Source organism: Halomonas sp. BC04 (assembly GCF_000568385.1).
Map to the genome: position 1 here is coordinate 36,814 of NZ_AZQX01000040.1, position 17,661 is coordinate 54,474.

A 17,661-nucleotide genomic window follows, 5' to 3' on the forward strand; every position below is an offset into this window, starting at 1 on the left:
CAGAGAGATCCCAACCCAAGAGGTAACGCGGCAGGAGGTAACGTGGCAGCCAATACCCTGACAGAGAACGTGCCCGACACGATGGCAGCGATGCTGCTGACCGGCCATGGCGATATCGACAAGCTGGTCTACCGAGACGATGTGGCCACGCCGAAGCCCGGCCCGGGCGAAGTGCTGGTGCGGGTCACGGCGACGGCCAAGAACAATACCGACCGCAAGGCCCGCGAAGGGCTCTACCCGACAAAGGACAAGGGCGAGGTAACCTCTTTTGCCATGGGCGGCGAACCGACCCTGACCTTTCCGCGCATCCAGGGGGCCGACGTGGCCGGCCGCGTGGCGGCCGTGGGCGAAGGGGTGGATCCCCAGCGCATCGGCCAGCGGGGGCTGCTGGACTTCAACCTCTACCCCGATGCCCGACGCAACCTCAACCTGATGCCGGACTACTACGGTCACGGTGCCGACGGTGGTTTCGCCGAATACGTCGCTGTGCCCTCGGACCAGTTCCACCATGTATCCAATGCGGAACTCGCGGATGCAGAGCTCGCCTCCCTGGGCATGTGCTCCTACCAGACCGCCTACCACATGATGACGTCGGCCAACGTGGCCGCAGGCGAACGGGTCCTGGTCAGTGGCGCCAGCGGGGGCGTCGGCACTGCCCTGATCCAGCTGTGCCGCATCGTGGGGGCTACCCCCTATGCCGTCAGTCAGCCCGACAAGAAGGATGCTCTGCTGGCCATGGGTGCCGAGGCGGTGATCGACCGCGGCGACCTGCCCACCTTCGTCGATCGGGTATTGGAAGCGACCGATGGCGCCCCGATCGATGCGGTGATGGATCTGGTCGGCGGCGAGATGACCGACCGCTTCATCGACACCATGATCGTCGACATGAAGCGCCGCTCCACCTATCCGCGCCTTTCCATCGCCGGCGCCAGTGGCGGCAACCTCAGCGAAATCATGTGGACCCGGATCTATCTCTATCAGGTGCAGATCTTCGGTGTCTCGCACGGCACGCGGGAAGAGGCGGAGCAATTGATCGAGTGGATACGGCAAGGACAGCTCAAGCCGGTCCTGCATGCGGCCTTCAGGCTCTCCGACCTGCACCGGGCCGAAACCTATTTCGTCAACCGCGGCAGCAACTATCTGGGCAAGATCGTCATCGTGCCCGACGCCCAGTGGGATGAGCACGGCGCGCCCTTTGCGCTCGAGGAGACGGCATGAGCCACGAATTGACGCTGCGCCTGATCGATACCCATGCCGGCGGGGACGTCAGCCGGATCGTGATCGGCGGCATCGATCCGCTGCCTGGCGATACCGTACGTCAGCAGATGGAGTATCTGGAGAACGACGCCGACGGCCTGCGTCGGCTGCTGCTGGACGAGCCCTACGGGATTCCCGAGATGTCGGTGGACCTCATCGTCCCCGCCACCGACCCCAAGGCCAGCATGGGCTACATCATCATGGAGGTGATGGGCTATCCGATCTATTCCGGCTCCAACACCATCTGCACGGCCACTGCGCTGCTGGAGAGCGGCCTGATTCCCAAGCAGGAGGGCCGGCAGCGCTTCATGCTGGAATCCCCGGCGGGACTGGTGCAGATCGAGGCGCTGGTGGAGAAGGGGGTGGTCGAGGCCATCACCTGTGGTGGGCTGCCCAGCTACATCGATACGCATCGCGCACGCATCCATGTTCCCGAGGTGGGCGATGTCACCTACAGCATCGCCTATAGCGGTGGCTTCTACGCCTGGTGGATGCCGAGGAGCTGGGCTTCTCGCTCAAGCGGGAGGAGGAGCGGGCGCTGGCCGAATGCGCCCACCGCATCGTCGAGGCGATCCAGGCCCGCAGCGGCTTCTCCCACTACACCCTGGGCAATGTGGGGCCGCTGCCCTTCCTGCACTTCATGGGCCCGGTGGAACAGATCGCCGACGACTTCTACCGTTCGCGTTCCGCCACCTACGTTCACCCGGGAGTGATCTGTCGCAGCACCACGGGTACCGGTACTTCGGCGCGGCTGGCACTGATGCACTACGAAGGGACCATCAAGCCGGGCGACCGCCTGGAAACCGTCTCCCTGCGCGAGACCGGTTTCATCGGCGAGTTCGTCTCGGCGCGAGAGGCCGGCGGCAAGCACCAGGTGGTGGAGAACACCATCACCGGCAAGAGCTATGTACTGGCCCGTTCGGAGATCGTGATCAATTGCGATGACCGCATGGTGGAGTGCGGCAGTCTGCACCATATCCTCAGCAGCCGACATGGCTGACAGGTAACGTCGGACGGCGCCTGGTTATTGGCCAAGGGGCGCCGCCATGACTCCCCTCGCTGGTTCCACCGGGCCTCAGTCATTGGACCAGACTACTCTCCCCCCCGGGATCGCGCTTCCAGCGCCGTGAGATAGTCGCGTATCCTTGCGGCGTTGGCGCCAATGTCGCTGCGGCCGATGCGTGAGGCGGAGCGCATGTCCACCCTGACACCGTCTTCGCTTTCGCGCAGGCGGATTACCACGTCGTCCTTGAAACCGAACCAGGTGGTGGTGGCAACGGCCTCGATGATGCCGTTGTCGACGGCTGTCAGCTCCCAGCCGGCGGCTTTTACCTCTGCCACGGCAGCATCGAAGGCCTCCGACAGGGGCATCGACAGCTCCAGCGGCGCGATATCCGGATAGGCCTCGCGCTGCTGCCGGGCGAATGATTCGCCGGGGTACGCCACGGCGTTGGGCGCGGCTTCACGGGCCTCCACCAGCGCCCTGAAGGAAGGTGGGTCCTCGGTATCGGTGGTGATGTCATGGATCGCCGGTACTGCCCGAGCCTGTTGCAGGTGCGTCAGCGGCACGCTCAGCAGCAAGGCGCTGCCAATCAGGACCAGGCCGCCGGTCAGTGCCGCCCCGCTGCGCCGACAGAAGGCGGCGATAACCAGGGAGATCAGGCCCAGCCCGGCCGCGGCACCGGCGGCGTAGACCCCGTATCGCAACAGGCCGAAGGCACCGCTCAAGGTGAGCCATTCCAGGCGATAGGCTGGCCCCGCCGCGGCCATCAGCAGGGTCGCCAGGCCGAGCAGAGCCAGGGCGAGCAGTGCCGATACCGACGGCCAGCGTCCACCTCGACGCGCTGTGTGCATAGTGCTGTCCTCGCCTTTGATGTGCTTCATCGTGAAGAGCGCCTTCGCACGCATAGGCGCCTGAACCATTTGCTCCTACGCTAGGAAGGCGTGTCCGAGAGTCTTGCCTGGCTGTATGCGCTTATCAAGGCCCGCCACAGCATGACTCGCAGCCATCCCCAGCCTGCAGCCTATCCGACCGCTGTATCGAGGAGCGAATGAAGATGAGTTCCCCTGCCGTTTTTCGCGTATGTCTACTCATCCTGTCGAGCCTGCCGGTGCTGGTCGGCTGCGCAACCCCTTCACCGAACGCAGACGGGGCTGGGCTGGCGCAGTTGGAGGTAGGCGATAGCAAGCTCCACGCCACAGACGGCACTCTTCTGCTTCACATCAAGGATATCCCCGGCAGCATCCGGTCGATGCCGATACCGAGTTCGGCGCATCGGGGCAGTTCACCGATGCCTCCCTTTCGCCGGACGGAGAGTGGCTGGCGGTCGCTACCGACGGTGCCGCCCATAGTGCCGGCTGGCTGGTGCGGGCGGGAAGTCGCGACCCCAAGCCGGCCGCGTTCCAGTATGGCGGCAGCCTGATGCTCGGGCCCTGGAGCGAAAGCGGACGCTACGCGGTCTTCGAAGCCGAGAGCCCGGCACCGAGTCATACCCTGATTGTGGTCGATCGCCAGAACCTGGGCGAGGCGGTCAGCGAGAATGCCACGGCGATACGCACACCGGACCATGAGGGACAGGTGCCCGCTCACACTCGCTATACCGCCGTTGAATGGCACTCAGGCGAGCTGGTGTTCGAGGTCGATGGGGCACGCTATCGCTACGATCCGCACAGGTCGACGGTGATTGCTGAATAAGCAGCACCAGGCTCCATCCCGCGGTGTGTCAATGTGCCCATTGCGGCGGGCTGTTACAGCGCCTTGTAATGTAAGTTAATCCTCGGTGACGAAGCGGCTTCTTTCACTGACGTTTTGCTGCGCGATACTCCTGTATCGCCCAAGGTGCACGACCTATCTTGTAAAAGTAGTTCTTACTCTAGGAGGGAGTGCCATGAAAAGGAATGTTATGAAGAGAACTCTACTGGCGATGGCCATCGGCGCCATTTCCGCCGGCCTTGCAGGTGGCGCCTTGGCCCAGGACGCCGAGGACGATACCGAGCTCAACGGCGATACGACAATGAGCGAAGAGCAGCCCGAGCAGTACAGCGAAGACAACCAGGATGCGATGGATCAAGACGACCTGGATGCCGAAGGCGACGATGTCGAAGACTATGAGGAGATGGAAGCCGACGATATGGACGTCGGTGAAGCGCCTCCAACCGATGCCGACGACGCGTTCGATGAAGCGGGTCCGGCCGAGGCCACGCTGGATGAGTCGCTTGGCGCCCTGCAAGTCAGCGAATTGGAAGGCATGACCGTCATCAATATGCAGGATGAGGAGATCGGCGATATCCAGGAGGTGGTCAAGCACAACGACACCGGGGACCTTCATGCGGTCATCACCGTCGGAGGTTTCTGGGGCATGGGTGGTACGGACATTACGCTACCGCTGGCGGAGATGCTGCTGGAGGACGATCAACTGGTATTCCAGCAGACCTATGGTGAAGACGAGCTGGAAAGTGGCAACGAATATGACGAGGAGCGCTACAGCGAAGTGGATGACGACATGACCCTGTCGGAGGCCTGGGGACATGACTAGTCGTGTGGGATGACGTCACGGCCAGGCAGTAAAAGGTCAGCTGTAGAATTCCGCTGAAGCTACAGGGTAAGGCAAGGCCACTGTGCCTTGCCTTTCTTTTTGGCACCCGGTGTGATCCGCGTGCACCGGCCCGGCAGGTCGATGGCGATGGAATCTGTCAGACTAGGGGTATTACTGAACAGAAAATAGCAAAGGGGAGCACATGAGCGAGACGAACAAGCCCTGGGCCCAGCCCATGCCTGAGAAGCAGTTTTCCCTGATGCGGCAGATTCTGGATGCACCCAGCCCAATCGGCCTGGAGGGGGCCATGACCTATGGCGTGCTCAAGCCCTATTTCGAGCGTTTCGCCCTGGACGACTGGCATCTGCACCAGTACAAGGGACACGCCGGTGTGGTGCTGGACACCCATCCGGGCCGGGACGACCTGTTCAAGGTGATGATCATCGGCCATGCCGACAAGATCCGCATGCAGGTGCGCAGTATCGGTGACGACGGCAAGATCTGGATCAATACCGACGCCTTCCTGCCCACCGTGCTGATCGGCCATGAGGTCAAGCTGTTCAGCGAAGACCCCGAAAGGCCGGGCAGCTATCGCATCATCCGGGGCGGTACCGTGGAAGCGCTGGGCGCGATCCACTTCTCCGACCCGGCCCAGCGTGATGGCAGCAAGGGCATCAAGAAGGAGCAGATCTACCTCGATCTGCAGATCCACGGCGAGAACAAGAAGCAGCAGGTGCTCAACCTCGGCGTGCGCCCCGGTGATTCGATCCTCTTCGACCGGCCCATCCGCCCCGGCTTCAGCCCCGACACCTTCTACGGCGCCTATCTGGACAATGGCCTGGGTTGCTTCGTCACCGCCGAAGTGGCGCGGCTGATCGCCGAGGCCGGCGGCACCGAGCAGGTACGAGTGCTGTTTGCCATCGCCAGCTACGAGGAGATCGGGCGCTTCGGTAGCCGGGTCCTTGCCGGAGAACTGCGCCCCGACGTGGTGATCGGGGTGGACGTCAATCATGACTACGTGGCGGCCCCCGGCATCGGCGACCGGCGCATGCAGCCGCTGGAGATGGGCAAGGGATTCACCATGTCAGTGGGTGCCATTGCCAGCGAGCAGCTCAACCGCATCATCGAGACCACAGCCCGGGAACACGGAATCCCCATGCAGCGCGACATCGTCGGTGCCGACACCGGCACCGACGGCATGGCCGGCGTGCTGGCCGCCGTGGATTGCGCCGCGACCTCCATCGGATTCCCGATTCGCAACATGCACACCATCTCGGAGACCGGGAATACCCAGGACGTGCTGGCCGCCATCCACGTGTTGACCCATGCGCTCCAGGCGCTGGATGCCCTGCAGGACCCGCACCGCGAGTTCCTCGACAACCACCCGCGCCTCGACGAGGCCTCCCGCCTTGCCCACCAGGGATCGGCCAAGCCCGAGGAAGAAGAAGGCGAGAAACGCCAGCCTCCAACCCACCAGCAGAAGCATCCTTCTTGAGGAACCACCGAGACGGGAGCCAAGGCTCCCGTCTCAATGCCGCCGTCATGAAACATGAAGCTCAACTCGCCACTCAGGCTCGCCGCCTGCTCGAAGCGGCACCAGCTGCCACGCTGCCGATGACCTATCAACAGCTCGCCGAAGCGCTGGGCCTCAAGCCTCCGCGCACTATCCAGCGGGTCGCCCAGGCGCTGGAAGCCTGATGCATGAAGACGCCGAGCAGGGGCGGCCCTTCATCGCGTCACTGGTCGTCAGTCGCTGGGGCGAGAACCTGCCTGCACAGGGCTTCTTCGACCTTGCCGTGGAACTGGGGCGCTTCCCGGTGGATCCCGGGCAGCATGAATCGGCCTACCGGGAGGAGTTCCGTCGGGCGCTGGAGGAACGCGACGTCGGATGAGTCAGGGGGTCAGGGCCTGACGATTCTCAGAGAGTGGCTATCGGAGAGTGGCTATCGGAGAGCGGCTGGCGTGTCGTGGTGACGAAGGTGGTCGTCACGAATGGCGAGGTCATCGCACGCAGCAGGGCCGAGTAGTCGAGCCCGAAGCGGATTTCCGTGCCGGGTGCCTGGCGCTGTTGCGTTTCCAGCACCAGATGATCGCTGCTGGCGGCGAGTACACTGATGCCCTGTGGCGGTGTCAGACCGTCCGGGTCGACATCCTGCCGGCCGATGGCGGCGATCGTCTGAATGATGGTGCCGCGCTCGCCCATTGGCGTCGCTACGCCGAAAGCCGTCTCGCCGGTTGCGCCGCGTGGCACTGTGGGCTTGGCCAGCGACTCGATGACGGGCACCACCAGGGTGAAGGCATCGGTGTGCAGGCCGCTAAGGGGTATCCGCGTGAGGGGATCGCAGCCCAGCAGGATCGACTCGCCGAGACGCAGGTCGTTGATTCGGCCCGCGGGTGCGACCAAGGCCCAGGCGAGATTGGCCGAATTGCCCCCGGATACGAGCGGCAGGTGCAGGCCCAGTCTGGCCTCGATCAGGGTGGCCAGGGCAGACAGCTCGCCCATATTATCGGCACTGGGCACGACACCGGCCCGACACGCCAGGTTGGTGCCGAGGCCGGCGAGGGTGACATGGGGCGTAAGCGATATGCGCCGGGCAACGTCGAGCACATCACCGGGCATGACGCCCTCGCGCAGGTCGCCCAGCTCCACCATCAACACCAGGCAGTGAACCACCCCGCGCCTGCCCGCCGCCACTGACAGCGCCTTCACGACATCAAGCTCGCTCACCTGGCTGATATTGGCGGATGCCACTGCCCGTTCGGCCTGATCCGGCGTGGGCGATCGCAGCAGCGTCAAAGGGGTCTGTATACCCGCATGGCGGAGCGCTTCGAGGTTTTCGAGCCGTGAATCGCCGAGACGCGACACACCTCCGGCGATCATGGCCCTTGCCACCTCGGGTGAGCCCAACGTCGCCTTGGTGACCCCGGTGACGTCGATACCACGACCGGATAGCAGCGTGACGAGGGCGCGGGTGTTGTACTCGATCTTGGCCAGGTCGACTTCGATGCGGGGGCAGATCACGCCATTGCCAGTTGCTTGCATTCCTTGAGTTCGGGAAAGGCGGTGGTGACCATGGCGACCAGCTCCGCCGGCTCGTGCCAGAGTGCATCGGTCGCGGGAATGCCAAGTTCGGCCTCATAGCGGACCGCGGTCGCCAGAACCTCCGCCTTGGTCATGTCTTCATGGTTGATGGCAACGCCGATGACACGGGTCTTGCCGAACATCTCGATGAGCTTGATCTCGGAGAGAGGCGAGGGCATGCGAACTTCGGGGTAGTCACTGAGCATCCGGCGGGCCGGCGCATGCTGCATGATCACCGCCTGGGGGCGGCTGGCGCGCAGCACCACCGTCGAGCTCAGGTAGGCCGGGTGGCTCAATGCACCCTGGCCTTCGATCACGATGACATCGGGGCGCTCGCTTCATAGGCGGCAAGCACGGCCCCTTCCAGTTCGCCAACGCCGAATTGGGCGGGAATGGCATCCAGCGCCACGCCATAGGCGGCGCCCTGCATCAGGCCGGTCTGCCCCGTCCCCACCATCACGGTACGAATGCCGGCATCGTTGAGCGCCTGGGTCAGCAGCGTCGAGGTGGTACGCTTGCCGATCGCCCCATCCGTGCCCAGCACGGCAATGCGTATGCAATCGACGTCACCGATGGCGCCATCGAACATGCGCAGGTGCTTGGTGGGGCGTGGCCGGCGGATATCGTGAAGCGTTACCCCGGTAGCAAGTGCCGCCGCCGAAATCTCCGGGTCATCCGCCAGGAACTCGTGCAGGCCGGATACCACGCTGATGCCTGCGCCCACTGCTGCCAGTACCACGGCGCGGTCCGCTTCGGACATCAAGCCTGACAGGGGTGCCAGTCCGAAGATGAGCACGTCGGGCAGGGCTTCGGTACCGGCGAGTGCTGCCGCCAGGTCTGCCACGATGGGGATGCCTGCCGTTGCCTCGCCGAGTGCGATACCCGCGTCTTCACCGGCCAGTGTGCTGTCGATCACGGACAGAAGGCGATACTTCTCGCTGCTGCGCACCAGGCCGTTGGCCGTCTTGCCATCGATTCGATTGAAATTGCCCTCGCAGTACACAACGGCCGATTGACGGGTATCGGCGAGTTGTGTCGCGGTGTCGATAATGGTTCGAAGGGAATCAGGAAGCATGAATCGCAAACCTCAGGTCTGGACTCAGAGGAGGCGACAGGAAGGTCCCGGCCGAGAAAGCCGACAGTCAACGAGAGGTCTCCACCAAGGGAAGTGGACGTCCGTCACCATACACACTTCGGGTGCCGGCGTATGTTCGTCAGCAGACAGAGGTCGGCCCCAATTGACACCTTCCCCCAACCGCGCGAGGCTATGTGCAGCGCCGCACAGGCGTCTCCGTCCGCGGAAAGGGCTGCGCCCATTGCTTCACACATCCTGTTCCATACGACTCCCGGCCTGCCCGGCGGACACAGGCGCATGGAGGGAATCGTATGACAACGCTCCCCCGGCGTGACGCCACGTCGCACGGCCGCTTCAATCTCGAACAGCAGCGCAAGTGCGCCAAGGAACTGCTCAAGGCAGCACGAGCCGATGAGCCGGATGCCCTGGCGCGGATACTCAAGCACCTGCCACCGCGCGAGACGCCATTGAAGCTCGCCGATACCCAGTTTGTCATTGCCCGAGAATGCGGTTTCCCAAGCTGGCCCAACTTCAAGTCGCATATCGAGTCGCTCGACGCCTCACGGTGGCAGATAGCCCAGCGCGGCGACCGTGACATGACTACGCTGCACATTCGCTGCGGCTCGGATATCGAACATACCTTGGGTACCGCCGGCTTTGAGGGTGATTTCCTGGAGTTCTCCGATCCGTTCTGCATCGGTCCGTTACATGACCTGCCGCCAGAGGAGCTGGTGCGGCTCAGGGCTCGTTTCCTGGCGGAGATTTCCGGCATGGCCGAGGGCGACGCCCTGGCCCGGCTGCGCAGGGGGTACAAGGCACTTGAGGAGCTGGAACGCTATGAGCGTATCGTGCTGTGGTTCGAGCACGACAGCTACGACCAGTTGATTCTTGCCTATTTGCTGCATCGATTGAATGCAGACCCGCCCAGGGGCAGAGTGGAGCTGGTGGCGGTGGAATCGGTACCCGGCGTGGATCGCTTCATCGGCATCGGCCAGCTCGCCCCGGACCTGCTCGCCTGGCTGTGGCGGCAGCGCCGCCCGGTCGAGTCTCCGTTGCTCGAGTTGGGCACCCGGGCCTGGAAGGCCCTCACCGCGGAGAATCCCGAAGCGCTGCAGGCCCTGGTCGCTACCGGCACGCCGGCATTGCCGATGATGGGCCGTGCGCTGGCTCGCCACCTGCAGGAGCTGCCTGCCGCGGACACCGGTCTAGGCCTGACGGAAAGGCTGGTGCTGGAGATCGTTCGTGACCACGGCCCGCTGTCGGTGGGCAAGGCGTTCTCGCTTCTCATGCGCGAATACGAGCCTTGCCCTACCTGGGCGACCTGATGTTCTGGTGGTTGCTCCAGCGGCTGATCGACGCACCGCAGCCGCTGCTTATCGTCAGTAACAATCAGGAGGAGTGGCCGCACCGGCAGCTGGCTCTCACGGAGCGAGGGCGGGACTTGCTTGACCGGTGCAACGCCTGAACCGGCAGGCGCCGGCCAGCCGGTCTGGCGTGTTATCGGCAGGGGTCACATCTGGGAGAGCAGGTAGTTCGGCTTGCCCAGCATCTTGATCAGCCGCAGCTGCTGCTCCAGCCAGTAGGCATGATCCTCTTCGGTGTCGGCCAGCAGTCCCAAGAGTATGCTGCGAGTCTGAAAGTCATGCTCCTGCTCGCACAGGGCGATGGCTTCCTTCAGGGCGTCGCCAACTTCGTACTCGAGCTGGAGGTCGTTGCCGAGCATTTCCTCCACGTCCTGGCCGACGCGAACCGGTGTGCGAGTGTGCATGTCGGGCTTGCCTTCAAGGAACAGGATCCGCTCGATCAACTGCTTGGCATGGCCCTTTTCATCGTCGAACTCGTGGGCAATGCGCTCATGGAGCTTGCCAAGCCCCCAGTCGGCGTACATCTCGGAGTGAATGAAGTACTGGTCCATGGCGGCGAGTTCTGCCGCGAGCAGGCCGTTCAGGGCATCGATGATGTTCTGTTTGCCTTTCATGCGAATCCTTGAATTTTTCGTGCAGGGGGTATAAGACTCATCCTATGGTGAATTGAAGTGATGGTCAATTTTCCTTTAAATTCAGCTATTTGATATTGTTCTTGTGTGCGATTCGCATTCGGTTTCCGGCTCGCGGGCACGAGCCGGCGTCGAGGCACCCGAGGGGTATCGCACAGGCAGGAATGCAGCGTGCCACCTACCTGTCTCTGGCTGCCGTACTCGGTTGACAAGCATCAGGTAGACGCGCCGAGAGGGTGCAATTCCGCCAGCAGCGGTTCACCTGCCAGGGCTTGCTGCAGGCGGGTGACGAGGATACCCACGATGGCGTCGTTCTCACCCACCAGTCGGGTGGTGGTGACGTTCAGGCCGGGGGATCGGGCCATCGCCTGTTCACAGATCTCCGCGATATCGCCGCCTTCGCCGGCGTGGCGCCCGGGGGAGAGGAACAGCATGGAGAGAATCACGTCGCCGTGGGCCATGGAGGGAGCGGCCAGCAGGTCGACCAGCAACGGCTCGTTGAAGCGGTAGGCCTCACCTTCGCGTCGCTCCATGGAGGCGAAGGTGACACAGCTGGCCTCATCGGCCAGCAGCACGCTGAGCTGCCCGGCGAGGTAGTTGCGCACCGCCGTCACCTCCGGGATCGGGCTGCCATGATCCACCAGCACCACCTTCGGCTGTGACAGTCCCAGCATTTTTTCGCGCACGTTCTCCGCCAGCAGCCGCACCAGGCGCAGGTCCACCGGCGCCTGGCTGTCCACCAGCGGCATGGCGACCTTGATACCCAACTGCGGGTAGCTGGCTTGAACCTCGGCCAGGCGTTCGGGCAGGTAGTGGGTCAGCGCCTGGCTGGGGCCGAAGAAGAACGGCAGGATGAGTAGCTCGGTCACCCCCTGTGCGGCTGCCCGTTCGGCCAGCGGCCCCAGGGTTACGGCCTTGTGGCCATCGAGCTTCTCGGGGGGGATCTTGTTGGAGTGCAGCAGCGAAGTGGCCTCTACCGCCTCGCCGGTGGCCTGGCTCAGGGCCTGAGCTAGCCGGCGCAGGTTGAGCGTGGCCTGGGGGCGCAGGGAGCCGTTGTCGACGAGCAGTATCTTTCGCATGGAGGTCTCTTTGCTGGGGCAGGGCGGGGGGCACTGCGTACGACGGTAGGGCTATCACACTACCTGGCGGGATCGTTGGTCAACAGGGAATAGCCATGAAGCATCACGCGGGGCTGTAGTAGCCTGACAGGCATCCAGGGAGTCGTACTGCTGGACGATCCATCGGAGGGTCATGGAAACGCTATCGGACATCGCCACCGAGCTGCCGATCGGTATCATCAGCGATACCCACGGCCTGCTGCGCCCCGAGGCGCTGACCATGCTGGAGGGCTGCGGGCTTATCCTTCACCTGGGCGACGTGGGCAGCCGGGATGAAGACGCCGCCATTCTCGAACGGCTGGGCGACCTCGCGCCGCTGGCGGCGGTTCGTGGCAACATCGATACCGAGCCCTGGGCCGAGGCGTTGCCGATGACCCGTGACCTCAGCGTCAACGGCTGGCGCCTGCATCTGGTGCATATCATCAAGGAATTCGACCCGGCCACGCCCTGCGATGCCGTGCTCCATGGCCACTCCCACAAGCCGCGCAATCAATGGCAGGATGGCCGGCTGCTGTTCAATCCCGGCGCCGCAGGCAAGCGTCGCTTTCGCCTTCCCATCACCCTGGGCAAGCTATGGGCCGACGAGCGCGGCCTGCGTGGTGCCATCATGCACCTGCCGCTGTGAGCGCCGCCGTTCCATGGTGCCATTTGCGCAATAATGTCCATGGATAGTGTAGTGCCGTCATCAGGTAGCTCATCGAGAACCCGACCTTATCAGGAACTCCAGACCGACATTGGCCGCACTCCCATGAAGCGTTGATTTCGGGATAGGGTAAGCGGCAGACCAAGCCCTGCTTACCCCATACCGATGCCAGGAAGAGCCTTCATGCTGAATCCCCGTGCGCTTGCCTACCTGAACGAAGTGATTCGTCGCGGTTCGTTGCGACGTGCCGCTGCCCACCTGAATATCGATCCCTCAGCGATCAGCCGTCAGCTCAAGCAGCTCGAGGAAGAATTGGGTGTTCGGGTATGTGAGCGATATGGGGGAGGCATGCGTACCACGGAAGCCGGCAGGCTGCTGGTTCAGCACTTTCATGCACAGCGCTCTGCGGAGGAGGCGGTGCTTTCGCAGCTGGTCGCGCTTCAGGGGGTGGCCCGTGGTGAGGTGCGTATTGCCGTCGGTGAAGGGTTCATTGCCGATCTCATCGCCGCACCGATGAATGCCTTCATGAACGCCTTTCCCGGCATCGAAGTGGAAATTCGCATGGCCGGCGTCAATGAGGCCATGTCGCTACTGAAAGACAGCGAGGTAGACCTGGCCTTGCTCTACGCTCCGCCTGTCGACCCATCGCTTCACTGTCATGTCGAGACGCGCCAGCCCCTCGACGTGATCGTGCCCCCTGATCATCCTCTCCTGGCATTGACACGCCCCCTGATGTTGCGGGACCTGGCCGATTGGCCCCTGGCACTCATGGACAACCCCTTCGGGATGCGCCAGATGGTCAACATGGTGGCCCACCAGGAGCGGGTGCACCTCAAGGCTCGGCTGCATACCAACTCCGTGGCGGTGCTGAAGAACTTCGTGCGCTCCGGCATCGGGGTGACCTTCATGCCGGAATTGACGGTGGTGGATGAAATCGAGCGTGGTGAGATTCACCACTTGCCCTTGTCATACCCGATCATGAGCGAGGCGCGTGCCAGATCGTGAGCCTGGACGGACGTGAGCTGAGTGTGGCCGCCCAGACCTGCCTTACGCACCTCAGTCAGGGCATGCGCTTCTTCCGCGGCGATGCGCCTCGGCTGCTGGTTGAACAGGTCTAGATGTTGCATATTTAGCAACACTTTGGGTATTGCATAGTCAACGGATCAATCCATACCCTGCTAATGTCCTTCCCAAAAACAAGGAGTTTGCCGATGACTGTGTCACCTCGCTTTCCGCTGACTGCCCTGGCGTCCGCCTGCCTGCTGGGGGGCGCGCTGCTCACTAGCCAGGCGATGGCCGCGACCACCATCAACCTGAGCTACAACGGCGCACCCGATCCCGACAAGAACGCCGTGCACGTCTTCGCCACAAACCTCAAGGAGCTGGTGGAAGACAAGACCGGTGGCGAAATCCAGTTGGAACTCTATCCCAACAGCATGCTGGGGGAAGAAGAGGACCGGATGGAGCAGACCATGAATACGCCCAAGCTGAACGTGGCGTCGTTCGCTGGCGTCTCTCCGCTGGTGGATGAAATCTTTGTCAGCGCAATTCCGTTCCTGTTCGATGACTTCGACGACGCTCGTGCCTTCTTCGATGAGGGCGACTACTGGCATGAGATCGAGGCCACGCTCCGCGAGCGAGCCGGTGTCGATATGCTGGCGGTCGTCGAGGAGGGTGGTTTCCTGGCCTTTACCAACAACAAGAAGGCAATTACCCATCCCGACGATTTCGATGGGCTGCGCTTCCGCGCCATGGACCCCAGCCAGGTCGCCCTGTATGAATCCTTCGGGGCATCTGGCACACCGATTCCCTGGACCGAAGTCTATATGTCGCTGCGCACCGGCGTCGCCGACGGCCAGATGAACCCGCCGATGTATATCATCCTGGGCAGTCTCTACGAGGTGCAGGACTACCTGACGCTCGCTAACATTCAGTACTCCAACCAGTTCCTGGTCGGCAACAGCCAGATGATCGAGGGCTGGGACAACGATATCCGTGACGCCTTCATGGAGGCCGTTGCCGAGGCCAACCATAACGCTCGCATCCACAACGAGTCCCAGGTGGAGGAGCGTATCACCTTCCTCGAAGAGCAAGGCATGGAGGTGATTCGCCCCTCCGACGAGGATCTGGCCGCCTTCCGTGACATTGGCCAGCCGGCCTACCTGGAATGGCTGTCCGAGCGCGGCATCGATCAACAGTGGGTCGACATGGCGCTCGAGGATGCTGGAATGAGCGACCTGCTCGACTGACCCAGGCCACCAGGATCTTCCGGGGCCGGGACTCCCGGCCCTTTTTTCTCACAGGATTTTTCTCATGTCGTCACTGCGCCATCGCGTGCTGGCGATCAGCCGGCCTTTGTCGCTGACAGTCGCCGCCAGCCTGTTGCTGATCAATCTGACCGCCATCCTCTATGGCGTCTTCATGCGCTACTTTGCCGGTGGCGCACCGATCTGGACCGATGAGCTCGCCCGATTTCTCATCATCGGCACCGTCATGCTCGCCGCGGGTGCGGTCTGGGTAGAGGGCGGCCATATGCGTGTCGCGCTGATCGAGCGCCTGTTGCCGCCCGCTCTGACCCGCCTGCTGAACCTCTATCAGTGGCTGCTGACGCTTTGCCTTGCGCTGGGCGGCGCCTGGGTCAGCTACCGCTACGCACACTCTGTCAGCATGTTTACCACCTCGGGGCTCGGTATCAGCCGTACGGTTCCGCTCATGTCGCTGCCCATCGGTTTTGCCCTGCTTGCCTGGCATGTCCTCTGGTATGGCCCCGCTCCACTGCGAGTCGCAACAGAGGAGGCCACACCATGATCCTGACCATGCTGGCCGTGTTCCTGGGCCATGTGCTGCTGGGGCTTCCATTGTTCATCGCGCTGCTGACTACGGCGATGGTCGGCTTTTTCTTCGTCGACCCCAGCATGATTCCACGCATGTTGCCGCAGCAGTTCTTTGGGGGCATCAATGTCTTTTCCCTGATGGCGATTCCGCTGTTCATCCTGGCGGGCAACCTGATGAACGTCAGCGGACTGACCGAGCGTCTGATGGGACTGGCCCGTCTCCTGGTAGGCCACTTCCGCGGCGGCATGGGCCACGTCAACGTCGTCTCCAGCGTGTTCTTTGCCGGGGTCAATGGCTCCGCAGTGGCCGACACCTCGGCCCTTGGTTCCCTGCTGGTACCGGCGATGGAACGGGAAGGCTATTCACGCGCCTTCGCGGCCGGACTCACGGCAGGCAGCTCGCTCATCGGGCCGATCATTCCCCCCAGTATCTTCATGATCCTCTATGCGTCACTGACCAACACGTCGGTAGGGGACCTGTTCCTGGCCGGAGTCATCCCGGGCTTGCTGCTGGGCGTAGCATTCATGGCAATGAACGCCTTGTATGCCTGGCGCAACGGCCTGCCGAAACGTGGCCAGTTGCCGAAGGCCAAGGAACTGGGGCTGGCAGCGATCGCCGCCCTGCCGGCATTGGTGGCACCGTTCATCATCGTGGCGGGCATCGTCATGGGCTTTGTCACACCGACCGAGTCGGGTGCCTTGACCGCCCTGTACGTCGCGCTGTGTGGCATCGTGCTGGGAGGGCTCAGGCTGTCCCAGTTCTGGCAGGCGATTGTTGATACCGCACGCCTTACGTCGGCCATCTTCCTGATCATGGCGGCGTCTGCCACCATCAGCTGGCTGCTCTCCTATGCCCAGGTGCCGGCGCAGTTTGTCACGCTGCTGTCTCCCTATATCGATAACGCCTTCTTGATCCTGCTGATGCTCAGCGGCATCACCTTTGTCACCGGGATGTTCATGGAAGAGGTCTCGGCGCTGATGCTGCTCACGCCTATCTTTGCACCCGTCGCCATGATGGCCGGCATCGATCCCATTCACCTGGGCATCGTCATTACGCTCAATATCACCATTGCGCTGATCACCCCGCCCATGGGGGCCTGCGTGTTCGTGGCAGCGGCAGTGAGCCGACTGGAGATCGTCTCGCTGTTCCGGACCATCTGGCCATTCGTGTTGACGGCCATCGCGGTCCAACTGCTGCTGATCCTGTTCCCGCCGCTCACGTTGTGGCTGCCCCATGCCCTTGGATAAGCCTATGCCGACCTCCGACTCCCCAGGTGCCGACAGCACCCCATTACCCAAGGTCCCCAGCGTCGATTCGCCCGAGTGGGGGCATGTGTCCGCGCTACCGATCACAGAGTGCGGTGAACGCCTTGTTCCGATGAGCCTGGCGCCCGAGCCCATCAAGGTGTTCCCCGCCTATGCGCGGCTGGGAATTCCTGGCGCAGTGCCGGAGTGCTTTGTGCGCGAGGGAGTCTACCGGGCGCTACTTCATGCCGCCCGGCAGTTGCCCGATGGAATCGGCATGGTGGTCCTCGACGGCTGGAGGCCGTGGCGTGTGCAGCAGTATCTGTTCGATACACTGCACGAAGCGATCCACCACCATCATCCAGCGCTGGATGATGGTGAGCTCATGGTGCGCACACGTGAGTTTGTCTCGCTGCCGAGCCGAGACCCGATGGCTCCGAGCCCTCACCTGACGGGCGGCGCCGTGGATGTCTCCCTCTGCGACGCCGATGGCATGCCCCTCGATATGGGTACGCAGTTCGATGAAGCCATTCCGGCCTCGCATACCGATCACTTCGAGACCCTGACGCCACTGAGCGCGGCACAGCGCCAGGCCAGGAACAATCGACGTCTGCTCTATCACGTGATGCAGAAAGCGGGTTTTACCAACCTGCCAGTGAGTGGTGGCACTACGACTTCGGCGATCAGCTCTGGGCACATTACAGCGGAGGCGGTATCGCCCGTTACGGTCCGGCCGAGCTCGACACCATCGAAAACCGCTGGCGCCGGCAGCTCGGCTGACAGGTGGCGCTCGCCCTGAACGCACACGCCGGACGACCTTGGGGCAGTCCGGCGTGATGTGGTAGAGCATCAAGGCAAGCATCGGGCCCCTGCGC

The 17,661-nt window shown here is 63.1% G+C and carries 20 protein-coding genes and 1 pseudogene; 15 read left to right on the plus strand and 6 right to left on the minus strand.

What is annotated here, in order from left to right:
- The first annotated feature begins 81 nt into the window (after nt 1-81).
- Both Q427_RS03050 and Q427_RS03055 read left to right on the plus strand, forming a co-directional pair.
- Nucleotides 82-1,218 (plus strand): zinc-binding dehydrogenase, encoded by a 1,137-nt coding sequence (locus Q427_RS03050; protein ID WP_043510925.1) that lies wholly within the window; start codon nt 82-84, stop codon nt 1,216-1,218.
- Nucleotides 1,215-2,257: pseudogene (locus Q427_RS03055) on the plus strand (proline racemase family protein). Before Q427_RS03050 ends, Q427_RS03055 begins: the two are co-directional and overlap by 4 nt.
- A 92-nt stretch (nt 2,258-2,349) precedes the next feature.
- Here the strand turns inward: Q427_RS03055 and Q427_RS03060 are convergent.
- Complete coding sequence (locus tag Q427_RS03060; protein ID WP_043510927.1) at nt 2,350-3,111, minus strand: DUF1499 domain-containing protein; 762 nt, start codon at nt 3,109-3,111, stop codon at nt 2,350-2,352.
- 511 nt (nt 3,112-3,622) lie between these two features.
- Between Q427_RS03060 and Q427_RS28555 the strand changes: the two genes are divergently transcribed.
- From Q427_RS28555 to Q427_RS36670, 5 genes are all read left to right on the plus strand, one after another.
- Complete coding sequence (locus Q427_RS28555; RefSeq protein WP_155833440.1) at nt 3,623-3,952, plus strand: hypothetical protein; 330 nt, start codon at nt 3,623-3,625, stop codon at nt 3,950-3,952.
- 193 nt (nt 3,953-4,145) lie between these two features.
- On the plus strand, nt 4,146-4,793 hold the full coding sequence (locus Q427_RS03070; protein ID WP_231613363.1) for a PRC-barrel domain-containing protein: 648 nt from the start codon (nt 4,146-4,148) through the stop codon (nt 4,791-4,793).
- A gap of 202 nt (nt 4,794-4,995) precedes the next feature.
- Nucleotides 4,996-6,288 (plus strand): M20/M25/M40 family metallo-hydrolase, encoded by a 1,293-nt coding sequence (locus Q427_RS03075; protein WP_043510865.1) that lies wholly within the window; start codon nt 4,996-4,998, stop codon nt 6,286-6,288.
- Nucleotides 6,289-6,335: 47 nt separating this feature from the next.
- Nucleotides 6,336-6,491: a hypothetical protein gene (locus tag Q427_RS36665; protein WP_442905428.1), complete on the plus strand. Its 156-nt coding sequence runs from the start codon at nt 6,336-6,338 to the stop codon at nt 6,489-6,491.
- Nucleotides 6,491-6,685, plus strand: coding sequence for a hypothetical protein (locus tag Q427_RS36670; RefSeq protein WP_442905429.1), 195 nt, complete (start codon nt 6,491-6,493; stop codon nt 6,683-6,685). The genes Q427_RS36665 and Q427_RS36670 overlap by 1 nt, the downstream gene beginning before the upstream one ends.
- A 26-nt stretch (nt 6,686-6,711) precedes the next feature.
- Here the strand turns inward: Q427_RS36670 and Q427_RS03085 are convergent, their stop codons facing one another.
- The 3 genes from Q427_RS03085 to Q427_RS03090 are packed head-to-tail and all read right to left on the minus strand — an operon-like array spanning nt 6,712 to nt 8,950.
- Nucleotides 6,712-7,836 (minus strand): alanine/ornithine racemase family PLP-dependent enzyme, encoded by a 1,125-nt coding sequence (locus Q427_RS03085; protein ID WP_043510867.1) that lies wholly within the window; start codon nt 7,834-7,836, stop codon nt 6,712-6,714.
- A complete protein-coding gene (locus Q427_RS35105) occupies nt 7,812-8,192 on the minus strand; it encodes a DUF1611 domain-containing protein (protein ID WP_197030486.1) in 381 nt (126 codons plus the stop codon). Before Q427_RS35105 ends, Q427_RS03085 begins: the two co-directional genes overlap by 25 nt.
- On the minus strand, nt 8,189-8,950 hold the full coding sequence (locus Q427_RS03090) for a DUF1611 domain-containing protein (protein WP_197030487.1): 762 nt from the start codon (nt 8,948-8,950) through the stop codon (nt 8,189-8,191). The genes Q427_RS35105 and Q427_RS03090 overlap by 4 nt, the downstream gene beginning before the upstream one ends.
- A 311-nt stretch (nt 8,951-9,261) precedes the next feature.
- Here Q427_RS03090 and Q427_RS03095 point away from each other — a divergent pair, with 311 nt between their 5' ends.
- Both Q427_RS03095 and Q427_RS30970 read left to right on the plus strand, forming a co-directional pair.
- Nucleotides 9,262-10,275, plus strand: a complete 1,014-nt coding sequence (locus Q427_RS03095; protein ID WP_051496091.1) for a DUF1835 domain-containing protein — start codon at nt 9,262-9,264, stop codon at nt 10,273-10,275.
- Nucleotides 10,254-10,415, plus strand: coding sequence for a hypothetical protein (locus Q427_RS30970; RefSeq protein WP_155833441.1), 162 nt, complete (start codon nt 10,254-10,256; stop codon nt 10,413-10,415). Before Q427_RS03095 ends, Q427_RS30970 begins: the two co-directional genes overlap by 22 nt.
- 45 nt (nt 10,416-10,460) lie before the next feature.
- Here Q427_RS30970 and bfr read toward each other — a convergent pair whose 3' ends face one another.
- Complete coding sequence (bfr, locus tag Q427_RS03100; RefSeq protein WP_043510868.1) at nt 10,461-10,928, minus strand: bacterioferritin; 468 nt, start codon at nt 10,926-10,928, stop codon at nt 10,461-10,463.
- A gap of 233 nt (nt 10,929-11,161) precedes the next feature.
- The gene (locus Q427_RS03105) at nt 11,162-12,025 is read right to left on the minus strand and encodes a sirohydrochlorin chelatase (RefSeq protein WP_043510870.1); all 864 of its coding nucleotides are present in this window, start codon (nt 12,023-12,025) and stop codon (nt 11,162-11,164) included.
- Nucleotides 12,026-12,197: 172 nt separating this feature from the next.
- Here Q427_RS03105 and Q427_RS03110 point away from each other — a divergent pair, with 172 nt between their 5' ends.
- From Q427_RS03110 to Q427_RS03135, 6 genes are all read left to right on the plus strand, one after another.
- Nucleotides 12,198-12,689 carry a metallophosphoesterase family protein gene (locus Q427_RS03110; RefSeq protein WP_043510872.1) on the plus strand — a complete coding sequence of 164 codons (492 nt, stop codon included), beginning with the start codon at nt 12,198-12,200 and terminating at the stop codon, nt 12,687-12,689.
- Nucleotides 12,690-12,890: 201 nt separating this feature from the next.
- The gene (locus Q427_RS03115; RefSeq protein WP_231613366.1) at nt 12,891-13,712 is read left to right on the plus strand and encodes a LysR family transcriptional regulator; all 822 of its coding nucleotides are present in this window, start codon (nt 12,891-12,893) and stop codon (nt 13,710-13,712) included.
- A 206-nt stretch (nt 13,713-13,918) separates the two neighbouring features.
- Nucleotides 13,919-14,956 carry a TRAP transporter substrate-binding protein DctP gene (dctP, locus tag Q427_RS03120; protein WP_043510874.1) on the plus strand — a complete coding sequence of 346 codons (1,038 nt, stop codon included), beginning with the start codon at nt 13,919-13,921 and terminating at the stop codon, nt 14,954-14,956.
- 64 nt (nt 14,957-15,020) lie between these two features.
- Complete coding sequence (locus Q427_RS03125) at nt 15,021-15,515, plus strand: TRAP transporter small permease (protein WP_043510877.1); 495 nt, start codon at nt 15,021-15,023, stop codon at nt 15,513-15,515.
- Complete coding sequence (locus tag Q427_RS03130) at nt 15,512-16,789, plus strand: TRAP transporter large permease (protein WP_043510879.1); 1,278 nt, start codon at nt 15,512-15,514, stop codon at nt 16,787-16,789. Before Q427_RS03125 ends, Q427_RS03130 begins: the two co-directional genes overlap by 4 nt.
- Nucleotides 16,790-16,793: 4 nt before the next feature.
- Nucleotides 16,794-17,585, plus strand: coding sequence for a M15 family metallopeptidase (locus tag Q427_RS03135; protein WP_231613367.1), 792 nt, complete (start codon nt 16,794-16,796; stop codon nt 17,583-17,585).
- Nucleotides 17,586-17,661: the final 76 nt, after the last annotated feature.